Source organism: Bittarella massiliensis (ex Durand et al. 2017) (genome assembly GCF_009876955.1).
Taxonomy (GTDB): domain Bacteria; phylum Bacillota; class Clostridia; order Oscillospirales; family Ruminococcaceae; genus Bittarella; species Bittarella massiliensis.
In genome coordinates this window covers 141172-157335 of sequence record NZ_WWVY01000001.1, presented here as the reverse complement: position 1 = coordinate 157335, position 16164 = coordinate 141172, and the positions used below count along the sequence as shown (strand labels likewise).

At 56.1% G+C, this 16164-nt stretch carries 17 protein-coding genes; 3 read left to right on the top strand and 14 right to left on the bottom strand.

What is annotated here, in order from left to right; genetic code table 11:
• Positions 1–663 carry a dTMP kinase gene (locus GT748_RS00735; RefSeq protein ID WP_021661485.1) on the bottom strand — a complete coding sequence of 221 codons (663 nt, stop codon included), beginning with the start codon at positions 661–663 and terminating at the stop codon, positions 1–3.
• A gap of 13 nt (positions 664–676) precedes the next feature.
• Positions 677–3052: an ATP-dependent helicase gene (locus tag GT748_RS00730; RefSeq protein ID WP_021661486.1), complete on the bottom strand. Its 2376-nt coding sequence runs from the start codon at positions 3050–3052 to the stop codon at positions 677–679.
• 285 nt (positions 3053–3337) lie between these two features.
• Here GT748_RS00730 and GT748_RS00725 point away from each other — a divergent pair, with 285 nt between their 5' ends.
• Positions 3338–3583 carry a hypothetical protein gene (locus tag GT748_RS00725; RefSeq protein ID WP_059003961.1) on the top strand — a complete coding sequence of 82 codons (246 nt, stop codon included), beginning with the start codon at positions 3338–3340 and terminating at the stop codon, positions 3581–3583.
• Between the two features lie 100 nt (positions 3584–3683).
• Here the strand turns inward: GT748_RS00725 and GT748_RS00720 are convergent, their stop codons facing one another.
• Both GT748_RS00720 and GT748_RS00715 read right to left on the bottom strand, forming a co-directional pair.
• Complete coding sequence (locus GT748_RS00720; RefSeq protein ID WP_021661489.1) at positions 3684–4850, bottom strand: sodium ion-translocating decarboxylase subunit beta; 1167 nt, start codon at positions 4848–4850, stop codon at positions 3684–3686.
• A 33-nt stretch (positions 4851–4883) separates the two neighbouring features.
• Positions 4884–5237, bottom strand: coding sequence for an OadG family protein (locus GT748_RS00715; RefSeq protein ID WP_021661490.1), 354 nt, complete (start codon positions 5235–5237; stop codon positions 4884–4886).
• A 262-nt stretch (positions 5238–5499) separates the two neighbouring features.
• On the opposite strand from GT748_RS00715, the gene GT748_RS00710 reads away from it, so the two are divergent.
• Positions 5500–6342, top strand: coding sequence for a mechanosensitive ion channel family protein (locus tag GT748_RS00710; protein ID WP_021661492.1), 843 nt, complete (start codon positions 5500–5502; stop codon positions 6340–6342).
• 573 nt (positions 6343–6915) lie between these two features.
• Here GT748_RS00710 and GT748_RS00705 read toward each other — a convergent pair.
• From GT748_RS00705 to GT748_RS00680, 6 genes are all read right to left on the bottom strand, one after another.
• Positions 6916–7227: a spore coat protein gene (locus GT748_RS00705; RefSeq protein WP_044993598.1), complete on the bottom strand. Its 312-nt coding sequence runs from the start codon at positions 7225–7227 to the stop codon at positions 6916–6918.
• Between the two features lie 26 nt (positions 7228–7253).
• The gene (locus GT748_RS00700) at positions 7254–7436 is read right to left on the bottom strand and encodes a hypothetical protein (protein WP_021661495.1); all 183 of its coding nucleotides are present in this window, start codon (positions 7434–7436) and stop codon (positions 7254–7256) included.
• A gap of 322 nt (positions 7437–7758) precedes the next feature.
• Entirely contained in the window at positions 7759–8952 is a 1194-nt protein-coding gene (locus tag GT748_RS00695) for a site-specific integrase (RefSeq protein ID WP_021661497.1), read from the bottom strand.
• Positions 8953–9040: 88 nt separating this feature from the next.
• Positions 9041–9253 carry an excisionase gene (locus GT748_RS00690; protein ID WP_438819071.1) on the bottom strand — a complete coding sequence of 71 codons (213 nt, stop codon included), beginning with the start codon at positions 9251–9253 and terminating at the stop codon, positions 9041–9043.
• Positions 9254–9646: 393 nt separating this feature from the next.
• The gene (locus GT748_RS00685) at positions 9647–9889 is read right to left on the bottom strand and encodes a helix-turn-helix domain-containing protein (protein WP_003510855.1); all 243 of its coding nucleotides are present in this window, start codon (positions 9887–9889) and stop codon (positions 9647–9649) included.
• Entirely contained in the window at positions 9882–10307 is a 426-nt protein-coding gene (locus GT748_RS00680; RefSeq protein WP_021661499.1) for an RNA polymerase sigma factor, read from the bottom strand. Before GT748_RS00680 ends, GT748_RS00685 begins: the two co-directional genes overlap by 8 nt.
• 489 nt (positions 10308–10796) lie before the next feature.
• On the opposite strand from GT748_RS00680, the gene GT748_RS00675 reads away from it, so the two are divergent.
• Positions 10797–11126 carry a helix-turn-helix domain-containing protein gene (locus tag GT748_RS00675; protein ID WP_021661500.1) on the top strand — a complete coding sequence of 110 codons (330 nt, stop codon included), beginning with the start codon at positions 10797–10799 and terminating at the stop codon, positions 11124–11126.
• Between the two features lie 61 nt (positions 11127–11187).
• Here GT748_RS00675 and GT748_RS00670 read toward each other — a convergent pair whose 3' ends face one another.
• The 4 genes from GT748_RS00670 to GT748_RS00655 all read right to left on the bottom strand — a co-directional run bounded on the left by GT748_RS00670 (position 11188) and on the right by GT748_RS00655 (position 16163).
• On the bottom strand, positions 11188–11559 hold the full coding sequence (locus GT748_RS00670) for a metal-dependent transcriptional regulator (protein WP_073261312.1): 372 nt from the start codon (positions 11557–11559) through the stop codon (positions 11188–11190).
• 22 nt (positions 11560–11581) lie between these two features.
• Positions 11582–13330, bottom strand: coding sequence for an ABC transporter ATP-binding protein (locus GT748_RS00665; protein ID WP_161213379.1), 1749 nt, complete (start codon positions 13328–13330; stop codon positions 11582–11584).
• A 1-nt stretch (position 13331) separates the two neighbouring features.
• Complete coding sequence (locus GT748_RS00660) at positions 13332–15098, bottom strand: ABC transporter ATP-binding protein (RefSeq protein ID WP_161213380.1); 1767 nt, start codon at positions 15096–15098, stop codon at positions 13332–13334.
• A 111-nt stretch (positions 15099–15209) separates the two neighbouring features.
• Positions 15210–16163 (bottom strand): helix-turn-helix domain-containing protein, encoded by a 954-nt coding sequence (locus GT748_RS00655; RefSeq protein WP_083546628.1) that lies wholly within the window; start codon positions 16161–16163, stop codon positions 15210–15212.
• Position 16164: the final 1 nt, after the last annotated feature.

Genomic DNA, 16164 nt, shown 5'->3' with positions numbered 1-16164 from the left:
TTACAGGGCGGCCTCGACCGCGCCGCGCAGCTCTTCGCCGATCTCCTCCACCGGGCGGGGAACGCCCCCCCGGGCGCAGTCGATGACCGTCCACCCCAGCTTTTGGCAGCAGTAGAGGGCGGCCTGGCGGCAGTGGTTGAGGTAGGCCAGGTCCTGTTCGTGGATGTCCTTCTCGCCGCTGGCGGCGTAGCGCTTGTCCATCAGCTTCTGCGAGGCCTCGGGCGGCATGTCCAGGTAGAAGACCGCCGCCGGGCGGGGGATGCCCAACTTGCCGAACTCAAAGTCGTAGAGCCAGTCGAGAAAGCCGTCCCACTCCCCCCGCGGGAGCTTGGCCGTCTGGTGGACGGCGTTGGAGGTGGTGTAGCGGTCGCAGAGGATCAAGCTCCCGGCCAGATAGGCCGCCCGCCAGTCCTGGCGAAAGCTGGCGTAGCGATCCACGGCGAAAAAGGTGGAGGCGGCGTAGGCGTTGACGTCCTCCGGCTTTTGGCCGTAGCTGCCGTGCAGGTACTCGGTCAGGGCCCCGGCGGCCGGGTCCCCGTACCGGGGGAAGGAGAGCTTTCGCACCGCCCGCCCCTCCCCCTGCAGCCGCCGGGTCAAAAGCTCCGTCTGGGTGCCCTTGCCGCTGCCGTCAAGCCCTTCGATGACAAACAGTTTGCCGCTCACCGGCAAGACCTCCTCACAGTTTTTCCAATTTGGCGAAATTCGCCATGATCTTCTTCACCCCGGCGCCCTCAAAGGCGATCTCCAGCAGGGTATCGCCCCCCATGGGGGTGGTGCGCAGCACCCGCCCCCGGCCGAACACCTTGTGGGAGACCAGGTCGTCGGTCTGGTAGGTATTGCCGCCCCCGGCCGCGGCGGGGCGGCCGGTCTGCCCCTCCAGCCCCAGGTTGTTCTGGGCCCGGAAGTGGCCCACCTGTTTGGCGGCGCCCCCGCCGAAGAGGCCGGTGGGCAGTTCCTCCGCCCCCTCGTGCTCCACATACTCCTCGGGGATCTCCTGCAAAAAGCGGCTGGGCTGGTTGCGCTGGGTCTGGCCGAAGAGCATCCGCTGCCGGGTGTGCAGCAGGTAGAGGTTCTCCTTGGCGCGGGTGATGCCCACGTAGCACAGCCGGCGCTCCTCCTCCAGCTCCTCGGGGGAGTAGAGGGACTGCCGCCCGGGGAAGATGCCGTCCTCCATCCCGGCGATGAAGACGTTGGGGAACTCCAGCCCTTTGGCGGCGTGCATGGTCATCAGCACCACGCTGTCGGCCTCCCGGTCGAAGTTGTCGATGTCGGTGATGAGGGCGATCTCCTCCAAAAACTCCTGCAAGCTGGGCTCCTCGGCGGTCTGCTCGTAGCGGACCACGTTGGAGACGAACTCCTCGATGTTTTCCAGCCGGGTCTCCCCCTCAAAGCCCTGGGCCCGCAGGGAGGCGGCGTAGCCGGTCTCCTCCAAAAGGCGCAGGGTGAGCTCTGACATCTTCTCGCTCTCCCTGGCGGCAATCAGCCCGTCCATCACCTGGGTAAAGGCGGCGATGGCCTTTTTTTTGCCGGAGAGGGCGGGGTAGCTCTCCGCCTCCCGCAGCACCTCGTAGAGGCTGAGGCCCAGCCCGGCGGCGATCTGCTCGGCCTTGGCCACGGTGGCCTCGCCGATGCCCCGCTTGGGCTCGTTGATGATCCGCTTGAGGCGGATGGCGTCGGAGGGGTTGTTGAGGACGCTCAGATAGGCCACCAGGTCCCGGATCTCCTTGCGGTCGTAAAAGCGCAGGCCGCCGATTATTTTATAGGGTACCCCCGCCCTGGCGAAATATTTTTCAATGGCGTTGGACTGGGCGTTCATCCGGTAGAGGATGGCGTGGTCGCCGTAGCGGTATCGCCCCTCGGAGACGTTTTTCACCACCGTGTCGCCGATGAACTCGGCCTCGCCGAACTCGTCCCGGGCGGTGTAGTCGGTGATCTTGGCGCCGTCGCCCTTGTCGGTCCAGAGGTTTTTGCCCTTGCGGGCGGTGTTGTTGGCGATGACGCTGTTGGCCGCGTCGAGGATGTTCTGGGTGGAGCGGTAGTTCTGCTCCAGCCGGATCACCTCGGCCCCGGGGAAGGTGCCCTCAAAGTTGAGGATGTTCTCGATGGTGGCGCCCCGGAACTTGTAGATGGACTGGTCGTCGTCCCCCACCACGCAGAGGTTTTGGTGCCCCCTGGCCAGCATGCTCACCAGCTCAAACTGCACCCGGTTGGTGTCCTGGTACTCGTCCACCAGTATGTAGCGGTAGCGCTGCTGGTAGTACTCCAGCACGTCGGGGTTTTGCTGGAACAGCCGCACCGTGTGGTAGATGATGTCGTCAAAGTCCACGGCGTTGGCCCGCTTGAGGGCGTCCTGGTAGCGCTTGTACACCTGGGCGGTGACGCGGAGCTTGTAGTCGGGGTGCTCCTGTGCGGCGTACTCCTCCCAGTCCACCATGCTGTCCTTGAGGCGGCCCAGGTTGTGCAGCATCGCCTTGGGGGGGAACATCTTGTCGTCGACCTGCATCTCCTTCAAGATGGTCTTGAGCAGCCGCAGGGCGTCGTCCTGGTCGTAGATGGTGAAGTTGGAGGTAAAGCCCAGCCGGTCGATGCCCCGGCGCAGGATCCGCACGCAGGCCGAGTGGAAGGTGCTGGCCTGGATGTCGCTGGCCTCCTCCCCGATCATGGCGATCAGCCGGTCTTTGAGCTCGCCGGCGGCCTTGTTGGTAAAGGTGATGGCGAGGATGTTCCAGGGCCGGGGGGCGTTCACCGAGAGCTTGCGGAAGGTCTCGGCGGGGATCTCGTCCCCGTTTTGGATGGCGCTCTCCAGGTTGAGGATGTCCTCCTCGGTGGGGGTGCCGTAGACCTTGTCGCTGTGGTAGGCCTGGCCGAAGGCCACCAGGTTGGCCACCCGGTTGACCAGCACGGTGGTCTTGCCGCTGCCGGCGCCGGCCAGGATCAGGATGGGGCCCTCGGTGGTGAGGGCGGCCTTTTTCTGCATCTCGTTGAGGCCCCGAAAGCGGTAGTCGATATACTGCTTGCGCAGGGTCAAGAATTGGGACTGGTAGTCTGTCATAAAAATCTCCTTGCGGGTGTGATGGGAGGGCGCGCCGGCGCCGCCGGAAAGGGGCGGGGCGCGGGGCGGCCGCCGCCAAGGGGGGCCGCGTTTTCTCCCCTATTGTACCACATCTCCCCATCCAATAAAAGAAAAAGCGCCGATTTTCGGCCCGCAAATTGGATGCTGACCCTCTCCTTTCGGCGGCGTGGACAGATGGCGAAATTGGTCGTATAATAGAAAAAAAGGGCGGTTTGTCGTCTCTCTCCTCGGGGCTGCCGCCGGCCGAAAAGGATGTGTTTCACCGTGAAAAAGGAAAGTCTCGTACAGCTGATCTTGGCGGTGTTGGTGCTGGTCCTCTCCGCCCTCTGCCTGGCGCAGGTGCTGGCCATGGACCTGTGGATGCCGGTGATCTTGGGGCTGTTGAGCGTCATCAGCTTTGTGGCCGGGTGGCGCGCCGTGAAGGAGAAAAAGACCTTTTTGGTGGTGGTCTTTTACCTGTGCGGGCTGTTTGCCCTGGGGGTGGCCCTGGTGGCGGTGTCCATGCGGTAAAGGCCCCTCCCCTTTCAGGCGGCGGCACAGAGAGAAAGAGCGCCCGAAGCACAAGGCTTCAGGCGCTCTTTTAAGTGCAGGGGAGATTGCCGCGAAATGGCTATTTGCAGATGTTGATGAGGACACCGGCCGCGACCGCCGAACCGATGACGCCGGCCACGTTGGGGCCCATGGCGTGCATCAGCAGGAAGTTGGCGGGGTTCTCTTTCTGGCCGACCTTCTGGGAGACGCGGGCGGCCATGGGCACAGCCGAGACACCGGCCGAGCCGATGAGGGGGTTGAGCTTGCCCTTGCTCAGGACGTACATCAGCTTGCCCAGCAGCACGCCGCAGGCGGTGCCGACACAGAAGGCGATGAGGCCCAGGGCGATGATCTTGAGGGTCTTGGGGTCGAGGAACCGCTCGGCCGTGGCGGTGGCGCCGACGGTGACCCCCAGGAAGATGGTGATGATGTTCATCAGCTCGTTCTGGGCGGTCTTGGAGAGGCGCTCGACCACGCCGCTCTCCCGCATCAAGTTGCCCAGCATCAGCATACCGACCAGCGGGGCGGCATCCGGCACCAGGAAGGAGACGATGAGGGTGACCATGATGGGGAAGACGATCTTCTCGATCTTCGAGACCGGCCGCAGGGTCTCCATCACCACCGCGCGCTCTTTCTTGGTGGTGAGCAGCTTCATGATGGGCGGCTGGATGATGGGGACCAGGGCCATGTAGGAGTAGGCCGCAATGGCGATGGCGCCCAACAGGTCGGGGGCCAGCTTACTGGTGACGAAGATGGCGGTCGGGCCGTCTGCGCCGCCGATGATGCCGATGGAGCCGGCCTCCTGCGGAGTAAAGCCCAGCATGGTGGCGCCGATGAAGGTGAAGAAGATACCGCCCTGGGCGGCAGCGCCCAGCAGGAAGCTCTTGGGGTTGGCGATGAGGGGACCAAAGTCGGTCATACAGCCGATGCCCAGGAAGATGAGCGGCGGGTAGATGCCCAGTTTCACGCCCTGATAGAGGTAGTAGATCAGGCTGCCGGCCATCTCCTTGCCGGTCACTGGGTCTATGTAGGGGGCCGCGTAGGAGTTGAGGTTGGCGACCGGGATGTTGGCAAGCAGCATGCCGAAGGCGATGGGGAGCAGCAGCAGCGGCTCGAACCCGCGGCCGATGGCCAGATAGATCAGCACACAGGCAATGGCGATCATGACCAGGTTCTGCCAACTGCAGTTGGCAAAGCCGGACGACGTGAGGATGCCGCCAATGGCGTCCAAAGCTTGTTGAATCATGGCTTCATTTCCTTTCTGTTTCGGTTACGGGATTTAGAAGGGGCGGGTGTTTTCCACAATGCCGGCGGCGCCCCAGGCGGGACGGGTCTGCTTTTTGCGCTTGATGCTGCGCACGGCAAAGGGCTTGCCGCCCATCATGCTGGCAACTGCGGCGGAAATGGCTGCCACGACCTCGCCCGGGATGCCGGCAGTGGCGTTTGCCACCGGAGCGGGCGCCTTGGGGGCGGGAGCGGCGGGCTTGGCCTCGGTTTTGGGAGCGGCGGGCTGCTTCGGCTTGGTGAAGCTGCTCAACAGTTTGCCCATCAGCCAGATGCAGAAGGTCAAAAAGATGAGGGCCGCAAAAACCACGACCATGCCGGTAATGGTGACCAGAATTGCAAAGTCCATATCGCGATCTCCTTTTCTATATTCATTTTGTGAAAATTCCAATCGAATACATTATACCCCAAGGGCCTGTCTATTTCAATTCGGAGTGAATAATTTTTTAACAAATGACTGCCGATTTTTTAACGGAGAAGTTGTCTTTGTTTTGTCAAACTCGTCCAACTCCCCTCCCCCCTCTCCACCGGGCGGGGCGGCGATTGCCTTTTTGCGCAAAATGTGATAGGGTGAAGTCGTCAAAACCGTCTGTGTTAGGAGGGACCCCGCTATGGACACATCTTCCGCCGTCAATCTGCCGGAAATCCCCCAGGGCCTCACCCTGGAGGGGGTCTGGAACTGGTTTTTGAGTATGCTGCCCTCGCTGGCCAAAGCCGCCCTCATCCTGCTGGTGGGCTATATCGCCATCAAGGTGATCCTGCGGCTGGTGGACCGGGTGGTCAAACGCCGCAACCTCTCCCCCAGCGCCTACAAGTTTTTCTCCTCCGTCCTCAAAATCGTCCTCTGGTTCCTGGTGCTCTTCACCGCCGGCAGCTCCCTGGGCATCGAACTGTCGAGCTTTTTGGCCATCTTCAGCGTGGCCGGCATCGCCGTCTCCCTGGCGGTGAAGGACAGCCTGACCGATGTGGCCGGGGGGCTGCAGATCCTCATCACCAAGCCCTTTGGGGTGGGGGACTTTGTCGATCTCGACGGCACCTCGGGCACGGTGCTGGAAATCGGAGTGGTCTACACCAAGCTGCTGACCATCGACAACCGGGGCATCTACATCCCCAACGGCCAGGTGACCAGCTCCAAAATCATCAACGCCTCCAGCGAGGAGAGCCGCCGCCTGGACTTGGTGGTCCCCATCCCCTACGAGGCCGACTTTGAGCGGGCCATCGAGCTGCTCAAGGGGATCGTCTACGCCCACCCGGACAGCTACAAGGAGCCCGCCCCCCTGATCCGGCTGTCGGAGTTTGGGGACAGCGCCCTGGAGATCGCCGTGCGGGTCTGGACCGAACCGGCGAAGGTCTTCCCCCTGAAATACGACCTGCTCGAGGAGATCAAGCGCACCTTCGACAGGGAGGGCATCCCCATCGCCTACCCCCATTTGGATGTGACGCTGGTCAAATAGGAAAAGCCGCTTTTTATGGCCGCCTTGACGCGCTGGACAGCGCCGGGGCGGCTTTTTGTCGCCCCAGACAGAGGGCCATTTCCGCCGCTGCACTTCCCCCGCCAACGCGAGCCCTTGCAAGCAATGGCCTTTTGGAGAAAACAGAGAGAAGGGATCTGCGTTCAAGGCAGTGCGAATGGCAAGTGCACAAGGATTTCCCGGCAGGTCTGCACTAAAAAATAGGAGAAAAAGGATGGGCGGCAAAAGAAATTGCGAGAAGATTGACAAGGGTCTGTACAAAAGATATAGTAAAATGGCAAACAGGTATTCGCTTTTATACAAGTTTGCTGTCGCACCCCGTGCGGGTGCGTGGATTGAAATTGATGGTCTCATGGAGGGTGGCGGCGGTGGCACCGGTCGCACCTCGTGTAGGTGCGTGGATTGAAATGTCATTGTCTATGGCCGTATGATTGAAATATATTGTCGCGCCCCGTGCGGGTGCGGCAACAAACTTCTCCGCCACCTTGCCTTCTGAGCCCAAAAAGAGCTGCCGCCGATTCTCTCGGCGGCAGCTCTTCTGCGGTGCGGGCGGCTTTAGCGGGCGGTGTCGATTTTGATTTCGTGCTCGCACTCGGCGTTGCACTGGGCGTTTTCCTTGGTGAACTTCTGCTTGGCCTGGTTGACCTTGTCGGCCTGGGCGGCGGGGGTCTGGTACCAGCCCCGCTTCTGCATCTCCTCGAAGACCTCCATCTGGATCTGGTGCTCCTCGGTGAGGATGTCCATCATCACGCCCTTCATCTGCTTGGTGGCGCACTCGTCGGCAAAGGTGTTGTAGATGCCGGTGATCTGTTTTTGCGAGCTCAGCATGTCGGTCAAAATCGACTTGTCATCCATCATGTTGTTCATCTTCCGTTCCCCTTTCCCCATCTGCCTTACAGGCAGGAGAGCAGTTTGTCAAAGTGGTTCTGGTGCTTGGCGGCCATCTGCTCGCACTTGCTCTTCACCTGCGGGTCGGCGCAGATCGAGGCGTACATCTGGTACTTGGCAATGAGGTTTTGCTCCATGGTCAGGCTGTCCTCAATGCCGGACAGCTCTTTCTCTGTAATGTTCTCCACCGGTCATTCCCCCTTTTTTTGCTTGGAAAAAACAGCCGTCGCAGTCCCTGCAGCCGCGGCGGCCGCTTCTTCCCTATCAGTTTGCGCAGTCCGGCGGGGAAGATGCAAAAAAGCGGATGGAAGTCCATCCGCTTTTTTCATGATAAAAGTTCTACCGATTTTCTGATTATCTTTTCAAATCTCCGCAAATGTCGGAAAGGCTTGGAATATCAAGCATTTCCGGCATTTTGCGTTTCGGAAGATACCCCGCATATCATGGCATTTCGGAGCCTCACTTGGCGTTGAAAAGTAGTAAAACCGTAGTAGAAACGGCGGCTTACTACTACGCCGCCAGCCTGTCCATCGCCGCCTTTGCGGAGGTGTAATCCGCATGAGCGTAATAGTTCAGCGTCATGGTGATATTGGAATGTCCCATGATGTACTGCAGGTCTTTGGGGTTCATCCCAGCGTGGGCGAGGCGGGTACAGAATGTATGGCGCATGGTATGGGGCGTGATGTTCGGCAGGGCTTCTTCTGGCTTGTGGTGCTTGTTGTACTTCCTGACAAGCCCTTGGAACATGCTCTCGTAACAGGACGCCGTTTTGGGAAGGCCGCTCTGGTTGAGGAACAGGAAATTGGTGTAGCCCCCGATATTGACCGGGGCGGCCTTGCCTCTGTTCTTCACAGCCCGCTTCAATGCCTGGTAGACCTTCTCGCTCATGGGGATCTGCCGCGCACCCTTTTTGGTCTTGGGCTCGTCCACATAGTAGCCGAGCTCACTGTCCCGCAGGAGCTGGTGGTCCACATGGATGCAGCGGTTTTCAAAATCCAGGTCCGTTGTCAATCCGCATAACTCGGAAACGCGGAGACCGGTCCCCAGCAGAATGATGATCTCATCACAATACTTCCGGTAGACCGGGTCGCTGCCGGCGAAGGCCAGGAGGCGGTCCTCCTGCTCCTGGGTCAGCGCGGCTTTTTCCTCCGTGTCATCCTCCAGGACATCGGCTATGGCGAAGTTGAACGGGTTTTTGCGGATGCAGTCATCCTCAATCGCCGTGTAGAAGGCGGCCTTCAAAGACCGTTTCCAGTTGCTGATGGTCTTGTAGGCGTAGCCCTTCTCGCTCATCCTGATGGCCCATTCCTTGGCGTCCGACAGCTTCACGCTGTCAATGCTCCGGGACCCCAGGGGGTCCTCTTTCAGAACGGACATCAGGTATTCCCGGCCCTTCTCGGTGCTCCGCTTGACATTTTTCCGATGGCTGTTCTGCCGGGCGTAAAGCTGGCAGACCGTCATCTTCTTGCCGATGGTGTCGATCCCATCGTTAATGTCACGCAGGATCTCCTTCACCTTCTCACGGAGCGAAACATCGTCCCGCTTGCCCGTGGGGGTCTTGTCGGTGGGCACCAGTTTCCAGGCATACACGAATTGAGTTTTACCGCAGGCGTCCGTGTACTTGTAAGCGTATCTTCCGTCTTTTCTCTGGCTCTCTCCAGTCCTTAAAATTCGACCTTTGCTATCGCGTCTTTTCTCTGACATGATGTAAAGCTCCCTTCCATCGCTGGAATGAGCCTCGATACGCTACCATTATTATACCGCGCCCCAGGCCCATTGTCAGCCGGCTTCGTCAAATAACCTCCAGTTCATCGATGACTTTCTCAAACTGCTTGCGCTTGATCTGGAGGCGGTTGCCGTTCATAATGAGCCAGTTGGCGTCAGGGTTTTCCTCGGCTAACCTGCGGAGCTTCTTTTCCCCAATGCGGAAATATCTGGACGCCTCCTCAATGGAGAGCGTGTATTTTTGCCAGATAGGAATATCGTTCGTGTTCAAATACAACACCTCCTGTAAATTTGTGCGTCCCCTTTCAGAGGACGGTGTTGCAAAAAATAAGAGGCAGAAAACGGACGGCTGCTGGCACAGCTCCACGGGAATTTCACCCCGGCCCATGCTGATGGGTGCGGCGCACGATGCTTTGCGGGCGTCCAATGCGCGAGTATCTTTGACCTGCCTGTATGTCGTCGCCCGCAGAGTGCCGCGTCCGCTTTGCGGCCAGGTGTGGATCGCTCGCTCCCGGAGGGGAGGTCATGGCGCACCGGCCGTATGGCTCGATACAGGACAGAATGTATCCGTCTGCCCTATGCTGCGCCGGAGGCCTCCCGCCGGGCTTTCTTTGTCAAGGAGCTATAACGGGACGCCGCGTGGAAAGGGGAACACGCAGCGCCCGGCCCTGGATCAGCTCAGGTCAAAATCCAGGATAGAAATAATCAGCTTTGCTTCCAGCCGACCGCGCAGATCTTCGTCCACCTGGGGACGGGGATAGCCGTCAGGGCCATAGCTCGTCCGTGTAGACAGCGCGGCGATGTAGCCGGAGTAATGCCGGACTACCCGGCTCACCGCTTCGGGGTCTCCTCCGACAGCGGCGGCGATCACCGGGTAAGGGATCAGCGATGCCCGCGTGCACGCAGATTTAGTCATCCGCTTCACCTCCCATCAGCTCCTTCAGCAGCCGATAGGCTTTATGCCTGCGGGTATTGACCGTCCGGCGGGGCATGTTTATGTACCTGGCGATCTGTGCGTCGGTCATCCGCAGGAACCAGTGCATCATAAAGATTTCCCGGTCCTCCTGGGACAGCCCCAGAAGCGCCTCGGCCAGCCCGTCGTCCTCGATCAGGATCACGGCCCCTCCCACAGGGAAGGTCGTGTATTCCCACGGGTAGCGGTCATATGCCGCAAGCTGGGCCATTTCTGCCTCGGACAGTTCTTCCAAAGATGTGAAACGCTTCTGGCGGCGGCTGATCTGGCGATAGCCGTTGCACGCCTCGCATTTCAGCACCTTCTTGCAGTAGCTGTCAAAGGCGTACTGCTTGTGCTCGTAGTGGCGGTCAGGTTTCAAGTTCTCACCTCCCTTCGTGCCGGGAGGCAGTTCTTTTCTTCCCCTTTCGCTCACTACTCGTTCACTAACGGTCCGGTTTGGCCGGTTTTCTGGATCTATCTGAAAAAATTTTTTGCCGCTCATACTTGGCTCCTTTCGTTTCGTTCGGGTTGACAGGCCGGAACGAAACGGGGCGGGGAGCGGCAGCCTACGCCCAGGCGCTCAAAGGGACGGGTTTTGTGAGATGTGAGCCACAGTATATAAAAAGCGAGCCATAACTCACTTTCATGAGCATGGCTCGCTGCTGCGTTATTGGAATATTTTTCGTAGTGGCATGGGCGTCCGCCGCATAAGCGGTAAACCCCGCCTTATTTTGACCTCCTTTGTGTTGGCGCTCTCATCCATATCTCCCTTTACCCCGAAATATGAGTTATAACTCACTTTACATGAGTTCTATGGTTATTTATATGAGCGGAAGCACACCCTACAATGATGTAGAGGTGATGTGTAGTGAACAATCCGCTGGATCTATTTGCATGGAAGGTGCGGTCAGAACGGAAGCGCCAGCATCTGACGCAAAAGCAGTTGGCTGAACGCCTCGGTATGAACCCCCGCACGATCATAGATTTGGAGACCTGCCAGAGTAATCCGAAATTTGAAACGGTGGTCCTTGTCGCCAAAGAACTGAATATCAGCGTGGACGCCGCCATCTTCCCGGAAATGGTAAATCAGACAGTCTCGAAAACAGTTGTGGACTTCTTTGCCGGGAAAAGCGAAGCAGAGATCGAAAAATTTATCGCGCTCTGCAAACAGGCGGAAGCCTTCCAGAAAGACGAGTAACGCGGTCGGGTTCGATGTGCCCGGCCGCGTTACTGTTTCACCCGTTTGCTATGCGGGCAGTTTATTCATTTTTTGTTTTATAGGCATCGCGCAGACGCTCGAAGGATTCCTGGCTGATGACATGCTCCATCCGGCAGGCGTCCTTTTCCGCCGTTACCGGGTCTACGCCGGCCTCGATCAGCCGGTCGGTAAAGAAGCGGTGCTTTTCGTAGATCTGCTCCGCCACTTCCCGGCCCACATCGGTCAGGTGCAGGAAATAGTCGCTGTCCATTGTCAGGAAGCCCCCGTCCCGCAGGGTCGCCACCGCATGGCACACGCTGGGCTTTGTGACCTCCAGGTGCCGGGCGACATCCACGGAGCGCACCATACCGAGTTTCTTTTGGAGAACAAGGATGGTTTCCAGATAGTCCTCCCCGGACGCATGAAGTTTCATGTTGCGGTTCTCCCTCAAATTATCAGGCAATGCTCCAGCCCTCTGCCTGCTCACGGATCGTAATGAAACGGCGATAAAGTCCTTCCTGCTGAACAAGCTGCTGATGTGTTCCTTTTTGAACAACTTGACCTTTATCCACCACTAAAATCTGGTCAGCGTGTTCAATCGTTGCCAGACGGTGGGCGATAACGATCACCGTTTTTCCGATGGTCAGTTCACTGATTGCTTGCTGGATCAGATGTTCATTTTCTGGGTCGATACTTGCTGTTGCCTCATCAAGAATTACAATGTTGGCATTTTTCAAAATGGCGCGGGCAATAGAAATGCGCTGTTTTTCTCCGCCAGACAGCGTGGAGCCGCCCTCGCCAATCACGGTTTCATATCCATCGGGAAGAGCCATTATGAAGTCGTGGCACCGGGCCTTTTTCGCGGCCTCTATAATTTCTTCTTTTGTTGCACTTGGATTGCCGAAACGGATGTTGTTTTCAATGGTATCGTGGAACAAATAGACCTTTTGAAAGACCATCGAGATATTGCGGAGCAAACTGTCACAGGTCATGTTCCGCACATCCTCACCGCCTACTGTGACCTTGCCGCTGTCCACATCATAGAAACGGGCGATCAGGTTGCAAATCGTGGTCTTGCCGCTGCCAGATGGCCCTACAATGGCCGTAGTGCTGCCCTGGGGGATGGAAAAGCTGATATTCCGCAAAACAGGAATTTTATCGTAGGAGAATGTCACATCACGAAAAGCGATGTCCGTGTTCAGCAGAGAAATATCTTTCCCGTCTTTGTCTATAATGTCAGCGTGTTCAATGCCGTCCAGTTTATCCAGCGTAGCGTCAATGACCTCCAATACATGGGCGGCGTTGTTCATGGCTTCCACACTTCCAAAGATCATAAAGGAGAACATATCCAACATGAGCATGGTAGGAAGTTCCATACTGCCGTTATAGGTCATCATAGCTGCCACAGCTACAATGGCAATGGAAGCAGCTTTCAGCGAAAACAGGTGCAGGCAGTTGAATGGCATATATTCCACTTCAATTTTGATATTGATTTTCTTGCTGTCGTTGTATGCTTTGCGGATACCGGCAATAGACACGCCTTCCTGCTTAAAGGCTTTCACTACCTGCATCCCCCGCAGATACTCGATGGAATTTTCCACCATATCGTCCTGTGCCTTTTGATGGATGGGAGCGTTTTGGTGGCTGCGCGCCTCCAGCAGATGAAGGAACAGGGCAGACAAAAGGACACCAACCAGAGCAATCCCTCCCGCCAGAGGACTATAAAACGTAAGGAACAATATCAGGACGATAACGGTGATATAGCCATTCACAACAGTGTTGACCATATTCATGGCGAACATTTCCATAAACGAAAGGTCAGTTGTAGCGGCTGCGGACAGTTCGCCCATATTATTCTTACTGAAAAAGCCCAGCGACACCCGTTTCAAAATATCTCCCAGCCGTATTCTCTCGTCAGCGGTTGCTTCATAACCGACACTTTCCTGCGTAATAGCTCGGAGATATGAGAACAGGTATCGGCCCAATACAGCTAAAATCATGGCCCCCAGAATGATCCAGATGTCCCGGCCCTCCATTGGCTTGACGCCACCCCAGTCATCCAGAACAGCACTTAATCCATTCGCGGCCAGCATAATAGGGATTGCGGTAAAAATGCTGTGGATGAAAGCGTAGACAAAACCGATGTAAATACGCCGTTTATATTTCCCTGTCCATTGGATCAGTCGATTTACAATCCGAAACATATCAGTTACCTCCTTTCCCGGAACCGGCAGACCAATTCTGCGCTCCGATATGAGCCTCCCACATATCCCGATAAAGGGCATCACCATCTAAAAGCTGCTGATGCGTGCCCGTATTCTCAACCTGCCCATTTTGCAGGACAATAATCTGATCGGCATTTTTGATGGTGGACAAACGATGTGCGATGACCAGCAGCGTTTTCCCTTTTGTCAAAGCAGCGATAGACTGCTGGATTTTTTCTTCGTTCTCCTGATCGGTGAACGCGGTTGCCTCGTCCAAAATCACGATGGGGGCATTTTTCAAAATCATGCGGGCAATAGAAATGCGCTGTTTTTCACCGCCTGAAAGCCGGTTCCCCGCATCCCCGGCCATCGTGTCATAGCCATTGTCCAATTTCCGTATAAACTCATCACAGCAGGCGGCTTTTGCTGCCGCATATACTTCTTCGTCCGTAGCATCAGGGTTTCCCAGCCGAATATTTTCCTTGATGGAGCAGTTGAACAGGAAGTTATCCTGTGTAACAAAGCTGACAATATCGGCAAGCTGGGCCAGCGGCATACTGCGAATGTCCACACCGCCAATGGTGATTTTCCCATCGTTCACATCCCAAAAACGGGCAATCAAGCGGGCGATGGTGGACTTACCTCCACCGGACGGGCCGACAAGTGCCGTAAACTTTCCCTCCGGGATTTTCAGATTGATATGGGAAAGCACCTGCTTACCGCTCTCTTTATCATAAGAGAACGAAACATCCTGGAGCTGAATGTCTTTGGCCTGCACCTCCACTGGTTTTCCAGTATCGGGCAGTTCTTCCACATGGAGCAGCTTGTCTACATCGTGTACGGCATATTCAACCGTTTTCGTTTCATTGACATAGGTGGTAAAGTTCATCAGTGGGCCTACAATCCCCAGCGAGAGGATCAGACACATAACAAGATCCTGCGGGGCCAGGCTTCCGGTCCAGTAGAGATACATACCAATGGGGAGCGTCCCCAGGAAGGTGGAAGGCAATACCGCAGAAATAAAATTCATCAACTTCCAGGTGCTTTGATACCATTTGAGGGTGTAGTCCTTGAAAGATTGAACCGCCTTTGTGAATTTTTCATAGGAACTGGAGGACTGATTAAACGCTTTGATAACTTCAATGCCCTCCACATACTCTACAATCACGCCGTTCACATAGTTGTTGGACTCCATGTAATCGGCATAGAGCTTATTAAAATTCTTCATCATCATGGCAAAGGCGATAAAAGCGAGAGGTACAGTCACCAGCATAGCCAGAGCCATACGCCAGTCAATGCAGACCAGATAAACAAAGACTGCCACGGGGAGCAGCAGGTTGGAGATACACTCCGGGATCATGTGGGCCAGTGGCAGCTCAATCGTTTCCACCTGGTCTACCAATACGCTTTTCAACTTACCCACAGACTCTCCGATGACTGTCCCCAGCGGCGCTTTCATCAGCCGCTGGGCAAGGGTCAAACGAATATTCTCCAAAATGGTGTATGCGGATATGTGGGACAGGCTCGTTGAAATACCATAGAGCAGGAAGCGCACCGCATAGGCTCCAAGTCCGATCCAGCACCATTTCCAAACCTCTGCCATCACAGGTGAACCGCCGATAAAGAGCGTGATAATTTGGTAAACACTCCAATAGGGTATCAGTCCGGCAACCACACTGATGATCGCACATAAGACGGACAGGGCAATCTTGCCCCGGCACTGTGAAGCAAAGGAAAACACAATAGAAATCCAGCTTTTCTGCTTCATTTCCTTTCCTCCTTTAGCAAAAAATTAGAGAGCACCAATCTCTTTGGTACTCTCTAAGTATTACAGGTATTCAATTTGTCTGCCACTCTGCGAAGCCTCGTTTTGCTCCATTTAGATTTTTATTTTTCGATATTCCAGCGGTGTTTTCCCTTTGACTTTTTTGAACGCTTCGGAGAATTTGCTGGTGTTCGTATAACCGACTTTTCCGGCAATCACTGTGATCGGTTCATCCGTTTGTGTGAGAAGGGACGCCGCCAGGTCCATCCGATAATTCCGCATATAGGTATAAATAGCGGTGCCGTAAACTCCCTTAAAGCACTGCTTTAGGGCAGAAGTAGAAATATCAAACTTTTCAGATAGTTCCTCCATTGTGAAGTGACGTTCTGGCTCCTCCGTCATAAATGCCATGATTGCTTTAACTTTCTCTACCTGTGTTTTATAAAAATAGGGGCGCTCCACACCTAAAACCGTAGGATCTACTGTCTTGAGCGTGACCAACAGTTCTAATACCTTTACCCTGAGATATTCCAAGCGGATATTTTCCGGCACCTGGTAGAGTTCCGAAATCACATGGTCGGGAACGGAATTCCCGTGCATGATAAAAGGCCGAGCCTTTAAGGCAAATTGGTGTTCAATCTGTTCCAGATCGATAGAAAATAGGGACAGAAGCTCTCCGAGACTTTCCGCAGCTTCGGGAACAGAAATTGTAATTGTAATCCCGTGGTAATGACTTACGGGAAAGCTGCAATGGTTGTTTTCCGTAGCAGAACTGTCCAGCATAATATCGCCGGACGCAAGATAAAGATAAGCACCATTGCTGACTTCCCACTCAATGCGTCCCTCCCGGCAGTGATGGATAGAAATATAGTGAGTGTTGTCGAAGCGCCTCGGCGGGCAACTTGCCATGTGGAAATCATTATATATAACTCCAATTCCGGGATACACCTCATAGTAGGTTGCTGTTCCATCTCCTGTTTCGTTTTTCATCTGATAAACGGAACAGGATTCGTCCCGGCAGAGCAAATTCATATTTTGCTGCGAAAAAAACTGGTCGCTTCTGTTCAAA